Raw genomic sequence first — 14,691 nt, 5'->3', positions numbered from 1 at the left:
ATTATGAACTTTTCTTCGATGTTGCCAACTTTGTCTAAACCAGGGCTTTTGGTTATGGATGTTGATGCAACGCTTATTGAGGAAGAAGTTATCGATTTGCTCGGTGCAGAAGCTGGATGCGGCGATGAGCTTTCTGCGATTACAGCGCGAGCAATGCGTGGCGAAATTACTTTCGATACTTCCTTGCGTTCGCGCGTGAGTATGCTTCGCGATTTGAATATTGACGAGTGCAAAAAGCGTATTATTTCTAAAATTCATGTAACTAAAGGTGCGAATGTTTTAATTGACACGCTTCATGCGCACGGATGGAAAGTTGGCGCAGTTTCTGGCGGTTTTCATGAGATTTTGGACGAATTTTTGCCGAGTTTGAATATTGATTTTTGGGCGGCTCACCATTTAGAGTCTATTGACGGCAAGCTTACTGGCAACGTACTTGGAAATATTGTTAATGCTAATGCAAAAGTTGAAGCGCTTAGAACTTGGGTAACTAATCTTGGAATTGATCGCGAACAAACTGTTGTAGTGGGGGATGGAGCGAACGATATTTCAATGATTAAATTCGCTGGATTAGGCGTAGCTTTTTGCGCAAAACCAACAGTTCAAGCGGCTACTCCTTACTGCATTCTTACTCGCGATTTAAGCGCTGTCTTGCGTTTTTTGAATGCGAATTAATACGTTTTTAAAAGTAAAAGTTGAGTAATGTACGTAGGCAATGTAAAATTGCGAATGATGATTAAAGATTAATGATTAAATTTTTTGTGAAAGTTCTGTATCTTTTAACCGCAGAGCTTAAATGTGTTGGTGAATCTTTCTATTGTTGAGTAAAATAAAGTTAATTTATGGGAGAGAGAGTGTGCATAAATACGGGAATTTATGCATTTAGGGTAGGGAGCGTAAGTTGAATTTACGAGAAGTTGCGCTTGAAGTTGCGCGTATTTTGGAAGATGTTGGTAAACATGCGTATCAGGATCAATTAAGCCCTCAAGATATGACGTCGATTGCGTTGGGTGATCCTAATAAATCTGAATCTGGTTTTGGCGATAAGCTCGTGCGTTTTATTCAAAATCGTTTGACTTATGTGAATCCTTTCCAAGGTTTTTGGCAAACTAAGCCGGAGCAATGCAATCCGGGAGAACGTTTTTGGTGCGTTGGAAACGTTGACGGTGCTATTAATTTTAATCGCGATATGGCTGAGTGGACTCTTACGGTTTCGCTTTTTGAGTTTAACGATGAAGGCTCCGCTCGTCCGGTTCTTGGCGTTGTGCACGCTCCTGCGTTGGGATTGACTTATTTGGCTGCAAAGGGTCAGGGTGCTATTCGTATTCGTAGAACTCCGCAAGGAGAGAAGCGTGAGAAGATTACGCCTTCCACAACTTCTACTTTGCAAGGATCTGTGGTTTGTTATGGAATGTCTTATATACCTGGTGAATCTAAGCGCGCGCTTGACGTAGTCGCTTCTGTTGAAGAGGGCTGCCCTGCGGATATTAAGCGTATTGGACCTGCGTCGCTCGACTTGTGCAAGGTGGCAGATGGCACTTATGACGCTTATTTTGAGCCTCACTTGCATCATTGGGATATTCCAGCTGTTTCTGCTGGTGCCGTGGTTGTGCTAGAAGCGCAGGGTCAGGTTTGCCAGTGGGATGGAAACCCTATTCATTGGCGACGCGAAAATGACGTAGTTGCTTCTAACGGTTTGCTTATTAACGAGTTAAAGCCGTATCTTAAATAAGCAATATTCTTGCGTAAGTAACTAATATTCTTGCGTAAGTAGTTAATAGTCTTACGTAAGCAGTCAATAACATTACGCAAGTAACTCGTAGCCTTGCGTAAGCATTCAATTATCTTGCGGCGTATCGTAATTTTTTTTTCATAAATATTATGACGTCTTAACATGTAATTTATACGTATTCATGCGTGATTTGCGAATTATGTGATTTACGCTACACAAATTATTGCATGAAAAGGTTTGCAATGTATGAATAGTTGAGTACCATATAACTTGTACGAATGTCAGTTTGCACATTTTTATGCATGCTTGAAACGTATTAAGAGAGTATGAAGCGTTGTGTAAATAGCAAATTGGTATGAAACAAAGAGGCGAATGCTAATTTGTTTGGCTGCTGCATTATTGCATATTACAAGTTATGCATAAGCAGAAACATAAAGAAGACACATTATTGAAATGAGGAATAATGACGAAGAAGATTATGAGTGCGAAGCATCTTGCCGATTTGCAAAAGTCTATGCAAAAGTCGAGTAACAGCGTTATTTACGCGCCACTTTCTAAGAGCGTGTGCGCAGCTATGCTCGCAGGTGCTATGGTGCTCGGGGGGGGGGTATTCGTTTCCTCGCCTGCCTATGCTGACGGTTATGTAGACGGCACTGGCAACAATGTTTATTACGGTTTCAAAACTGATGCAAAATATGCCGAGGCTCATTTCAACATTGACGTTGAATATTACGATACCTTTGAGCACGCCAAAGCTGGCGGTACTGAAGGCATAGACCCTCTTGGTAAATTTGTTCGCGTTCATTATCTTTCTAATTGCCACAACAATGCTACAGCTGACGATTGGCGATTCCGTCCAATGTGGTGGTTTGGTGTTCCTGCTGGTTTGAAAGATCCTCAAGATATTCAATTTAAGCGTATTGAAAAGTTAACAAAAAATGGCAAGGAGCAGGTTAAACCTGCTGGTTCTTCGCAATATATTACAACCGACGCAAACGGTTATGGCGTTGTTTCTGACAAACATTTTAATAGTCCTAAGGAATGGACTAATATTTCTAATTATTATTTTAGTGACGAAAATATTCTTGCCAGCAAAGGCTGGAAACAGCTTATGGGCTTGGGTACCAAAGACAATAAAGGCTACGATAATGCGGGCAATACCGCACAACAATGGGAAGAATACCAAAAGCAAACTCAAGGCCTTAAGGGTATTTTCGTAGACTGGGAGTCTGCTGGTCAGCGTTGGTATGACATGACTTACGTTTCCGAGATGGAAGACAATGCATGGAAAGAGCGTGACACCAATCCGCTTCGTTTTGCCGCTGGCGTTTACCGTTTTGCAGGTAACTGGCACTATGCGGTTGGTCAAAAGCACAATACGCCAAAGATTGCGGATTATTTGAAGCTTGCGTATCCAGAGGTTACAAAGGTTAAGAAGACTAACGCTTTAAGTGAAGCCGAGCAAAAGGCTATTAAAGAAAAAATTGAAAAAGCGAATGAAAACACCAAGTACTTCAAGGAATTAGTTGCTGATAATGGTGTTGTGGTAAATAAGGACGGCTCTGCAACTATAACCTTCAAAGACAAGACGACTCGCACGATTCCTGCGAGCCTGCTTGTAACAAAAGACGAGACTGATAAAGATAAGTACAGGCCAACTTTGCCAACTCGCACGCCTGTCGTGAATTTGAAGAAGCTCACGCCTGATGAAAAAACTAAAGTTCGTCAAGCGATTATTGATGCTAATGGAGGATCAGCTCCAAACGAGTTCTTGAAGCATGTGAAGCAGAATGCTGATAGTAAACAGTACGAGTTCAATGTTAAAGAAGATGGTTCTGTAGAAGTTACGTACGAGGATGATTCAAAACTTACTATTCCTGCTGAAGATTTGGTATTCCAAGGACCAAAAATCTCCGATTGGGCGCCTTACGTGGTACCTGATCCAATTGAGGTTGGGAATCTTTCTAGCTTGACTACAGAAGAGCAAAAGCAAGTAACCGATGCTTTTGATAAAGCAAACGCCGACTTGGATATCTATACTGCAGCTAAGAAAGACGGTAAAACTCCTGTAAGCTTTGATAAAGAATTCAAGAACGCTATTATTACTTGGGCAGACGGTTCAACAACAGAGATTCCTTCCTGGCAATTCTTAAAGCAAAAGGCTGCTGAGGAAAATCCAACTCCAAAGCCGCCTGCTCCAACTCCTGCTGCTGAAAAAGAGTTCATCGTTGAAGCGCCTGCAACCCAAACAAGAGTTAAATTTGATCCATTCAATATGAAAGAAGCAGATTTAACAACTAACAGCCAAGCTCTTGATGCAAATAAAAAAGCCTTAATGAAGGTTAAGGGTAAGGATTCTAAAGATAATTCAGATGTAACTATTACTGATGTTTCGTATAGCGTGAAAGACGGTAAAGGTTACATTACGTTTAAGGCGGATGGCTATAAAGACGCTACTTATCCCATGAGCGTGTTCTTCAAGCAGACAGCAAATACGCAAACGTCTCAGACGCCTTCTACGGAAACTAAGACATATAACGATCCAGATAATCAGAAAATTACCTTTAAGTATAATGTTACAAAGACGGAGACTGAAGGCGATACACCAACTGTTCAAGAGGCTGTAAAGGCTTTAAAGCAGTTTGTAAAAGACAATTACGATAATGTATCTGATTCTGATTTGCAAGCTGTTACGAGCGATGTTGCTGTTAAAACAACTTGGACTCCAAAAGCCGGTACTGAGAATATGGGTCCTTACGGTGCATCTGGTAAGAATGATGGACCAATGACTTCATTTAGTATAGATAATACTAACGGTTACGCTATTACAGTTCATGGTCACCAGTGGATGGAAGATGATGGTAGTGCAGGCGATTGGGCTGCTGACATGGAAGGGACTCTGTTTACCATCCAAGCCAAAGATTTGTATGTTAAAAAGGGAAATACTCAACCATCTCAGGATAATACAATTGATAAGCTCAAAGAGCAAGCAAAAGCTTTGCTGAAGCAGCGTCAAGATGATGGGCTTACCAATGACGACTTGAAGCGCGCTGGAATCACCGATGCAGATAAGTTGGATAACGCCATCAATGGTATGGATGAAAAGGCTCTTCGCGACCTTATTCGCAAGCTTACTGATGCCAAGAAAGCTGAGCGCAAGTATAACGAACCTGCTGCAATTAAGGTTAAAGATCCGAATAAGCCTACTGAAGAAGATTTCAAGAAGGCTGTTAAGGCATTCTTTGACGCTAACTATGATGGTCAGAATAACTTCCAAATAAAAACGGAAAGCATGAATATTCCTTACCTTCCATCTGCTTCTGATCTTAAGCCAAAGTCTGACACTATTTACATGGAGATTGCTGACGATAATATCAAGTCAGTTACTTCCAGCGAAACCAGTGGGGCGAAAGACTATAAGTCAATCGTCTTTAAGGATCAGAATGGCAAGCAGCTCTTCACTGTTCCTATTACCTATAGTAAGGAGGAAACCAAGCCAACTCCAAAGCCTGATGATAAGCAACTCCAGCAGATGAAGGATGATGCGAAGAAGCTTATCGACCGCAATCCAAAGCTTACTGAGGAGCAAAAAACCCAGTATAAGAATGAGATTGATAATGCTAAAGGTGCTGATGATATTCAGAATATTCTTAAGAAGGCCAACGAGCAGGCTGGCAAGAATAATGTAACTCCTGAACAGTTAAAGGAAAAAGAAAAGAAAGACAAAGAAAATAAGGAAAAAGAGCAGAAAAAAGAGGAAGATAAAAAGCAGGAGGACCAGAAGAAGCAAGAGCTACAGGATAAGAAAAAGAAAGCTTCTGATGCAATTGATGGTCTTGGCAATCTGACTCAAGATGAAAAGGATAAGCTCAAGGAAAAGCTGAATGGAAAGAGTGGGGATGCTACCAAGCCTGGTGCTAAGACTCCTGAAGAAGTTCAGCAGATTTTAGATGAAGCTAATAATCTTAATGAAGCGCACAAGGATGTTAGTGCTGGCGCGCTTCCGTTCCTAAGCCACGGCAATTCTAGTAGCGAGGACGATAAGGCTCTTAAGGAGTTAATTGGTTCTGATCCAAGCAAGAAGGATGCAGCACTCACTGCTTTGGAAGATGCTCTTGCAAAGAAGGATCCTGCTGCTACTGCAGAAGAGATTAAGAATGATCTTGACGCAGCCAAGCGCCAGAATGCGATTAACGAGCAGAATGCTAAGAATGCTGGTATTGCCAAGCTTGATGCTAAGAAGGCAGAACTTGATGCAGCATACAAGGCGTTGAATGATGAGCAGAAAGCAAAAGCTAAAGATAAGTATGAAGCTGCCACTAAGGCAATCGATGATGCCAAGAACACTGTTAACAGTGCAACAAAGCCTTCTGAAATCAAGGATGCTGTTGATGGCGTGAAAACTTCGTTTGATGACGCAAACAAGGCAATCGAAGATGCTAAGGGCAAGCGCGATATTTCTCAGAACACATACGATGATCAGTCTGTACTTAATAAAGAAAAGGAAGATCAGAAGAAACGCATTCAAGATAGTGATCTTCCAGATGCTGAAAAGCAGAAGGCTATTGATGACATCAATGATGCAAAGAAGATTGGCGACCCAACTGCTATTGCTAATCGCGCTTTGAAGGCTAAGAAGATAGAGGATGCTAAGAAGCAGATTGCTGCGCTTGATCATTTGAACAATGCGCAGAAGGAAGCTTTCAAGAAGATTATTGAAGATACTGATGCTTCTGATCACAAGAACGCTGACGGTACAACTTCTGACGACATCGACGACGCGCTTGCCAATGCTACTGCAACCGATACTGCCATGGCTCGTCTTGAAAAGCTGAAAGAGATCGCTGATAAGTTCGCTAAGGGCGACAAGTATAAGGGTCTGCAAGAAGGCAATGAGCAAAAGAAAGCGTTTGACGATGCTGCTACTGCTGCTGGAGCCGTGCTAGACAAAGCTAATGGCGATCCTAAGGATGCGGATCAGGTTAATGAGCTGTATAAGGATCTTCTTAAGGCAATGCAGGCGATTGATGACAAAGTTAAGGGTGCGGGCGTAAGCACTGATTTACTTCAGGCTGAAGTAGATAACGATTCTAAGCTTAAGCCAACGCCAGCTGATCCTAACGATTCCACTAAGCCGGCTACACCTGGCGATCCTCTGTACACGACCGCTTCTAAGGAGAAGAAAGAAGCATTTGACAAGGCACTCTCTGACGCGGAAGCGGCATTGAAGAAAGCTAAAGAAGATAACGAAAACGATAAGAATCTAGACTCTACTCCGCGCACTCCCGAGCAAGAGGCTAAAGATCAACAAGCGGTAGACGACGCACTTCAGAAGCTTGAAAATGCGCGTAAGGCGCTTGATGGTGTTGATACCAAGCCGTTGCAAGATGAGATTGATAAGGATAGCAACGTTAAGAACTCAGATAGGTATACGTATTCTACTACGACGGAAAAGAAGACTGCGTTTGATAAGGCTCTTCAAGATGCTAAGGATCTTATCGATAAGCTAACTGGTACGAAGAAGGCTGCTGCAGGCGAGGAAGATGTAACAACTAAGACTCAAGCTGAAAAGCAGAAGCTTGTTGACGCTGCTCTTGCAAAGCTTAAGGCAGCTGAAGAGGCTCTTGACGGTAAGAAACCAACTCCTGGTTCTGGTTCTGAAGCTGGTTATGGTGTGAATGATAATGCGTCTACTACTGTGGATAAGGGTGAGTTGAATGTTCAGATTCAGGGTGCTGAGTCTGATTCACAGCCTGGAAATGCTGATAATGGTAACGCTGGTGCTGGCGTAAACTCGGGTAATGCAGGTAACGCTGCTAACACCAATGCTGCCAACGCTAACGCTAATAATGCTAATGGCGCAAGTTCTGCTGCTGTGAACGCTGCGGTTGAAAGCAATCCGGCTGTGAAGCAGGCTGATGCTCAAGTTTCTAAGGCTCAGGCGGCTTTGGATGCTGCTTTGGCTGAGGCTAAGAAGGTTGCGGCTGATCCTAACGCAACTCAGGCTCAGGTTGATGCTGCAGCTCAGAAGCTTTCTGCTGCTCGTAAGGCTTTGGCTGCTGCTAAGGCTCATGCGGCTGATGTTCGTGCTTCTGTGCGCGCTCAGGTGTTGAAGAGTGGTAGTGCTGCTCAGCTTAGTAAGACTGGTAGTGACGTGTCTGTGTTTGGCTTGTTTGCTGCAACTCTTAGTGCTGCTGGTGCTGCGCTTTTCTCAACTAAGCGTCGTGGTACTTCTCGCCACAGTAGTAAGTAGAATATTTGCTAGCTGGTCTGGTTATTGCAGATCAGCTAGTTTTAGAGCTGCTTAATGTTTGCTTAATTGTATTCAGTAAGTTTGCTGAGTATTGGGTTAATTAGCATAATGAAGTTAATGTAAAACGTGTCTCACTTTGCGTCTTTCTTTACTACGCAAAGTGAGGCATTTTTGTATGAGAATATTTTTATTTAACACGAATTGAAACAGTCTTGAAAATATGGGAGAATTACCACATGACTACAGTTATTATGCATACTTCTGAAGGCGATATAAAAATCAATTTGTTTGACAGTAAAGCGCCTGAAACCGTCAAAAATTTTGTTGGCTTAGCTACTGGTGAGCGCGAGTGGCTTGACCCATTCAGTGGAAAACCTTCGCATGAGTCATTCTACGATGGTTTAACTTTCCACCGCATCATTAAGGATTTCATGATTCAGGGTGGCTGCCCACTCGGCAATGGAACTGGCGGTCCTGGATACGAGTTTGACGATGAAATTGACGCGTCCTTGAAGTTCGATAAGCCTTATTTGCTCGCTATGGCAAATGCTGGAAAGCGTCACGGTCGTGACGGTCGTTTGCATGGCACTAACGGTTCGCAGTTCTTCATTACAACTGTGCCAACTCCATGGCTTGACGGTCACCATACAATTTTCGGCGAAGTTGCTGACGATGAATCGAAGGCGGTCGTCGATAAGCTCGAGGCTGTTGCGACGGATCGATCTGATGCTCCTCTTGAGCCTGTAGGTATTATTTCTATTGAAGTTTTGTGATTAAACGTTATGATTTAATACTCTTTAATATTCTTTAATACTAAAGTTCTTAATTGCTAATCCGACATTTTCTATACGCTTGTGTACAGAAAATGTCGGATTTTTGCTGTAAGGCGGCAGAAACTTTACAACGCATGCAACGGAAAGGTTGTATTAATAGAATTTAAATGCGGATATAAAGAAAGCGAGTCTTATAGCAAGCATAATAGCTCACTATAAAACTCGCTTTGGTTCATATCAACCTTCTTCTATTATTATTCGTTGTAAGTATTGTTATTGAAGCACTTGCAATTCAGTTTTTGCTTCCGCACTTCCGTACCTCATCATTTTATGCTTTCACGCTTTGATACAACGATGAGCCGGATTCTTGGAACTTTTTGCTCATCTCTTTCATACCATCGGCAATTGCCTGACTGCGTGCTTCTTCAACGAGCTGCTCCTGCTGAGCTGCTCCGCCAAAACGCTTACGAATATTTTGCGAAATAGCCATCGAGCAGAACTTTGGTCCGCACATCGAGCAGAAGTGCGCCATTTTTGCCGGTTCTGCAGGAAGTGTTTCGTCGTGGAAGGCGATTGCGGTATCTGGATCATAGCTTAAGTTGAACTGATCCAACCAGCGGAACTCAAAGCGAGCCTTACTGATTGCGTTGTCGCGATCCATAGCATGTGGATGATGCTTAGCAAGATCAGCTGCGTGGCAAGCGATCTTATACGCAATCACGCCTTGCTTCACGTCATCCTTGTTAGGCAACCCCAAATGTTCCTTAGGAGTCACATAGCAAAGCATTGCGGTGCCGTATCGCGCAATCTCCACGCCACCAATTGCGGAAGTAATGTGGTCATAGCCAGGTGCGGTATCCGTAGTCAAAGGACCAAGCGTATAGAATGGAGCATTCTGGCAAATTGCCTTTTCCATCTCAATATTCATACGCACAGTGTCGAATGGCACGTGACCAGGACCTTCAATCATCACCTGTACGTCATGCTTCCAAGCGATCTTCGTAAGCTCGCCAAGCGTCATAAGCTCGGAAAGCTGAGCCGCATCGTTAGCATCAGCCAAGCTACCTGGACGCAAACCATCACCCAAAGAGAATGCAACATCGTACTTTGCGAAAATCTCGCATAATTCTTCAAAGTGCGTATACAAGAAGCTCTCTTGATGATGTTGCAAGCACCATTCAGCCATAATTGAGCCACCACGAGAAACAATACCGGTTACGCGGTTTGCAGTAAGCGGCACGTAGCGAAGAAGCACGCCAGCGTGAATAGTCATGTAGTCAACGCCCTGCTCGCACTGCTCAATAACAGTGTCGCGGAAAAGCTCCCAGCTGAGCTTAGAAGCATCATCCTCAACCTTTTCCAAAGCCTGATACATTGGCACTGTTCCAATTGGCACAGGGGAGTTGCGCAAAATCCATTCGCGCGTTGTGTGAATATCGTTACCGGTGGAAAGATCCATAACGGTATCCGCACCCCACTTCGTGGCCCACGTAAGCTTTTCTACTTCTTCGTCGATAGATGACGTAACAGCAGAATTACCCATGTTTGCGTTGAGCTTAGTCAAGAAGCGCGAGCCAATAATCATAGGTTCAGCTTCAGGATGGTTAATATTGCAAGGAATTACAGCACGTCCGGCTGCAACTTCTTCGCGAACCAGCTCTACATCGCAATTTTCGCGCGTTGCAACATATTGCATTTCTGGAGTAGTGATTCCGTGGCGAGCGTACCACATTTGTGTAATCGGATGATCCGCGCCCTTCATTGGCTTATGCGTGCGTCCACGCCATTCTTTAGAAGCTTTGCCTCGCTTAATTGCGCGCTTGCCGTCGTCTTGAAGATTGCGCCTGCGACCCTCATATTCCACAACGTCACCGCGGTCGCGAATCCAGTCAAGGCGAAGCGGAGCCAAACCTTCCTTCGGATCGCACTTTGGACCTTCTGTATTGTAATCCTTAAAAGGCGGGTTAGGACCTACGCCAGGAGTATCCGAAAGCTTAATTTCCGTATAAGGAACTTCCAAATCATAAGAACCATATTCATACTCAAAATGAATTGGAGTTGTTTTGCGAATATGAGCTTTATCGCGCTGAGTGCATCCGCGAGCTGCAATGTCAACTCGCTGTTGTTTAGCTAATTTCGCAGCATCCTTTGCTTCTTTCGCATTAATAAAAGTTGGCTTCTTTTCTTGAGTTTCTGAAGATTTTGATTCAGAATTTTCTGCAACTATCACTCGCTTAGCGTAGCCGTGCTTTTCTTCACCTCGCACAGCTTTCCAATGTTCAACAAATTCACGCATAGTTGATTCTGGTGTTTCTGAAGAATACAATGCTTCAGAAACGAACCATCCTGCAGCCTTGGTGTGAGCGATTGTATCGATATCGTCGAGTGCAGTTCTTCCGCCAACTAGAACTGGAAAATCACTTGCGGAACAAATCGTATTAATTTTCGCTTCGTCCAGCGTTGTGTGATTTGCTTCCAATTCGTAAGCGGCAGTAGTGCTTTCGCATCCTTCTTCAGGATTGCGCATTGCTGTTACGCAAATGTAATCAATGCATCCATCTGGAAGTTCGTTTATTACTTTAACTAAGCTTTCGGTTTCAACAGATAAGCCGATTACAGCATCTTCGCCAAGAAGAGCGCGAGCCTCTCTAGGCTCCATGTCGCTTTGTGCTAAATGCACTCCGTCAACTTTGATGCTTTGATTGCGAGCTTGCCAAACGACATCAACACGCTCGTCGATAACAAAAGTTACAGAATCGCATTTGTTATTGTCTTCGATGATTTGTGCAATATCGCGTGCAATAGTAGTGATTTCTTTAGCGTTTTCATTGTTGCAATGAAGACGAATAAAAGTCGCTCCAGCGCGCAAAGCATCATCGACAATATCGGTAAGCGGACGATTATTACAAGCTTGTGGGTCTGCAATAAAGCAGGCGCTTAGATTAAATTGATTACGCATTGATGCGTACGGATAATTCGATGTCATACTAAAATCGTTGCTCCCTACGTTGTATTAACTAACAGGTTCGAAGGGTTAGGCAAACTAATACCATCTCAGCCTTCTTTCGAAAGCACCCCTGCAAAATGTCGAATTACCAGCAAGTTTACACGATTATGTGCATTTAATTGGTGGTGGGTATGTTGCGAATTTCTTTAGCGTTCGTGATGATTGATTGCGCGTGAAATAAAATCTCCCAAGCTTTGCACAATCTGCACGAGAATAATACAAAGGATAACAGCAACTGTCATCACATCGTATTGATAACGCTGGTATCCGTATCGTATTGCAATATCTCCGAGTCCGCCTGCGCCAACTGTTCCAGCCATTGCGGAGAATCCAAAAAGCGTAATAAATGTAAGCGCAGCTCCGCGAATTAGCGAAGGTAAAGCTTCCCACAGCAACACTTTGCAAACAATTTGCAATTTGCTTGCTCCAAAGCTTTGTGCTGCTTCAATTAAGCTTCCGTCAACTTCGGCTAAAGATTGTTCAACTACTCTAGCAACGAATGGTGCAGCCGTAATCACCAGAGGCACAATAGCCCCAGGAACTCCCAAAGAAGTGCCAACTATGAGACGAGTGAAAGGAATTATTGCAACTAATAAAATAATAAACGGCACAGAACGCACGATGTTAACAATCCAGCCTAGAACTGCGTTAATTGGCGCGTTGGGGCAAATGCCTTTTTTGTTTGATGTAATGAGAAGTACGCCAACTGGAAGTCCAATAAGGTATGCAAAAAGTGTTGCAACTGATGTCATTACGAGTGTGTCTTGCACGCCTTCAATAAGTAAGTTGCCGTAGTCGTTAAAAAATTGTGTAGCAGCTTCTAACATTGTTATTTCACCTCGTTGGTAAGCGCGTTTGTTTGTTCGTCTGTTTGTGCGTTTTCTGGCTTATTGTTAAGCTCGCTTGCAATCGTGCTTGTAATTTTAGCGCGATGATTTTCCTGTTTTTCATCTGCAATAAGAGTTCGCAAAATATCGCTTTGTGGATTTGCAAAAAGCGTATCAGTGTCACCTAATTCCACAATGCGTCCGCCATCAATCATTGCAACTCGGTCGCAAATATTTCGTGCTACAGCCAGCGAATGCGTAATAATAACAAGCGTTACGTTGAGTTCGCGGTTAATTCGGCTCAATAAATCAAGGATTTGCGCAGTAGTTGTGGAGTCAAGTGCGCTTGTTGCTTCGTCGCAAAGCATAATCGACGGATTATTCGCCAATGCTCGTGCAATTGCTACGCGCTGCTGCTGTCCGCCTGAAAGCTGGCTAGGGTAGCGGTTTGCAAAATCTTGTAAACCAACTAAGTCAAGTAAGTAGTTTGCGCGTTCTTCTCGTTCCTTTTTTGCAGTGTGATTCAGCTCTAATGGGAAAGTGACGTTTCGCAATACTGTACGCTGCTGGAAAAGGCTAAAATTCTGGAAAATCATGCCAATATTAGTGCGTACTTTTGCAAGTTCTTTATCTTTTACTTCGCTAATATCATTTCCGTCAATAATAATTTTGCCGGAAGTTGGTCGCTCAAGCAGATTCATGCAACGAACTAGCGAAGACTTTCCTGCACCAGAAGAACCAAGGATTCCGAATACTTCTCCCGATTCAATAGTCAGATTAATGTCGTGTAATGCTTCGTTCGCTTTGCTACCTTTGCCGTAGCTTTTGTGAAGATGTTCGATCTGAATCATGCTTTTCCTTAACAGATTATTGCTTTCTGTGTGAAATATACTTCGTTACTAACTAGAGTTACTAACTAGAGTTACTAACTAGCGTCATTAACTAGATTATTAACTAGCACGCACATTACGTATATTACACGCTTATAAAATAATGCCGCAAAGCATACACGAAGCATACACATGCGGCATTAGGTGGCTACATTGTGAGTATTTTTTAGAAAACAGGGAGCACAGCGCCTTTGTAAGTTTTAGTAATATAGTCGCGCACTTCGCTTGTCTTCAAAGCTTTGAGTAAGGCTTTGATTTTTGCAAACTTTTCAGAGCCCTTCTTTACTACAATAATATTTTCATAAGTTTTAGCCGCAATGCCTCCAACTTTTTCTGAAGTAAGTGGGTCTTTAGTTGGGTTAAAACCAGCTTGAATAGCGTAATTGCCGTTCATGGCAGCAAGATCCACATCCTTAATGGCAGTAGGAACTGTTGCCGCTTCAAGTTCTTTAAACTTCAAATTCTTAGGATTCTCAGTAATATCTTTTGTAGTAGCGTTAATATCCTTTGGATTCTTCAACTTAATCAATCCGGCATCTTGCAAAAGAAGCAATGCGCGAGCCTCATTAGTAGGATCATTTGGAACTGCAACAGTTGCTCCGTTTGCTAATGCTTTAATCGTCTTGGTTTTTCCTGGATACAATCCAAATGGTTCAAAATGAATTCCACCTACTGAAACAAGGTGAGTTCCCTTTTCCTTATTAAAGTTGTCAAGATAAGGCAAATGCTGATAGTAGTTTGCGTCAACTTCGCCTTCTTCAGTAGCTGTATTTGGCTGCACGTAGTCAGTAAATTCCTTTACTACTAGCTTGTAGCCTTCTTTTTGCAAGATTGGCTTTACAACTTTATTTAAGATTTCAGAATGCGGGGTAGGTGAAGCTGCAACAGTAATGGTCTTGTCATCCTTTGCGCCTGCTTTTGAGCTACCGCAGCCACTTAAAGTGAAAGTCGCTAATGCTGCCAGTGCTGTAATTGATGCAATAACTTTAATTTTTCGCATATTTCCTGCTCCTTGTTCGGTGAAATTTGTTTAAAGTTAAATCCCCTTCGCGAGTAACGAATTATCAATATAGGCGAGAAAAATCAATAATTCTACACTTTGCTTATTAGTATTATTTATGACGTGTTAATAATTCGCATACTTGCAGTGTGGAAAGAGAAAAAATAAGTTTTTCAACACGTCGCTTACTTGCAATGAAGCTATCTACTAGA

At 42.8% G+C, this 14,691-nt stretch carries 8 protein-coding genes and 1 riboswitch; of the genes, 4 read left to right on the top strand and 4 right to left on the bottom strand.

Going from position 1 to position 14,691, the window contains the following annotated elements:
- The first annotated feature begins 18 nt into the window (after positions 1-18).
- The 4 genes from serB to HXT41_RS02140 all read left to right on the top strand — a co-directional run bounded on the left by serB (position 19) and on the right by HXT41_RS02140 (position 8,755).
- Positions 19-672: a phosphoserine phosphatase SerB gene (serB, locus tag HXT41_RS02155; protein WP_004108662.1), complete on the top strand. Its 654-nt coding sequence runs from the start codon at positions 19-21 to the stop codon at positions 670-672.
- Positions 673-898: 226 nt separating this feature from the next.
- Positions 899-1,729, top strand: a complete 831-nt coding sequence (locus HXT41_RS02150) for an inositol monophosphatase family protein (protein ID WP_004108666.1) — start codon at positions 899-901, stop codon at positions 1,727-1,729.
- 463 nt (positions 1,730-2,192) lie between these two features.
- Positions 2,193-7,982, top strand: coding sequence for a GA module (locus HXT41_RS02145; RefSeq protein WP_421788778.1), 5,790 nt, complete (start codon positions 2,193-2,195; stop codon positions 7,980-7,982).
- A gap of 236 nt (positions 7,983-8,218) precedes the next feature.
- On the top strand, positions 8,219-8,755 hold the full coding sequence (locus HXT41_RS02140; protein ID WP_064621922.1) for a peptidylprolyl isomerase: 537 nt from the start codon (positions 8,219-8,221) through the stop codon (positions 8,753-8,755).
- Positions 8,756-9,083: 328 nt separating this feature from the next.
- Here HXT41_RS02140 and thiC read toward each other — a convergent pair whose 3' ends face one another.
- The 4 genes from thiC to HXT41_RS02120 form a co-directional block, all read right to left on the bottom strand.
- Positions 9,084-11,741, bottom strand: a complete 2,658-nt coding sequence (thiC, locus tag HXT41_RS02135) for a phosphomethylpyrimidine synthase ThiC (protein ID WP_012914246.1) — start codon at positions 11,739-11,741, stop codon at positions 9,084-9,086.
- A riboswitch (TPP riboswitch) is annotated at positions 11,739-11,844 on the bottom strand. It overlaps the preceding gene by 3 nt.
- Before the next feature lie 64 nt (positions 11,845-11,908).
- On the bottom strand, positions 11,909-12,589 hold the full coding sequence (locus tag HXT41_RS02130; protein WP_004108684.1) for a methionine ABC transporter permease: 681 nt from the start codon (positions 12,587-12,589) through the stop codon (positions 11,909-11,911).
- Between the two features lie 2 nt (positions 12,590-12,591).
- Entirely contained in the window at positions 12,592-13,440 is an 849-nt protein-coding gene (locus HXT41_RS02125) for a methionine ABC transporter ATP-binding protein (RefSeq protein WP_004108686.1), read from the bottom strand.
- Between the two features lie 205 nt (positions 13,441-13,645).
- Entirely contained in the window at positions 13,646-14,479 is an 834-nt protein-coding gene (locus HXT41_RS02120; RefSeq protein ID WP_004106340.1) for a MetQ/NlpA family ABC transporter substrate-binding protein, read from the bottom strand.
- Between the last annotated feature and the right edge of the window lie 212 nt (positions 14,480-14,691).

This window comes from Gardnerella sp. DNF01189, assembly GCF_049244195.1.
GTDB lineage: Bacteria > Actinomycetota > Actinomycetes > Actinomycetales > Bifidobacteriaceae > Bifidobacterium > Bifidobacterium swidsinskii.
Note: the sequence above shows the minus strand (reverse complement) of the source record. Positions and strands in the feature narration are given on the sequence as shown.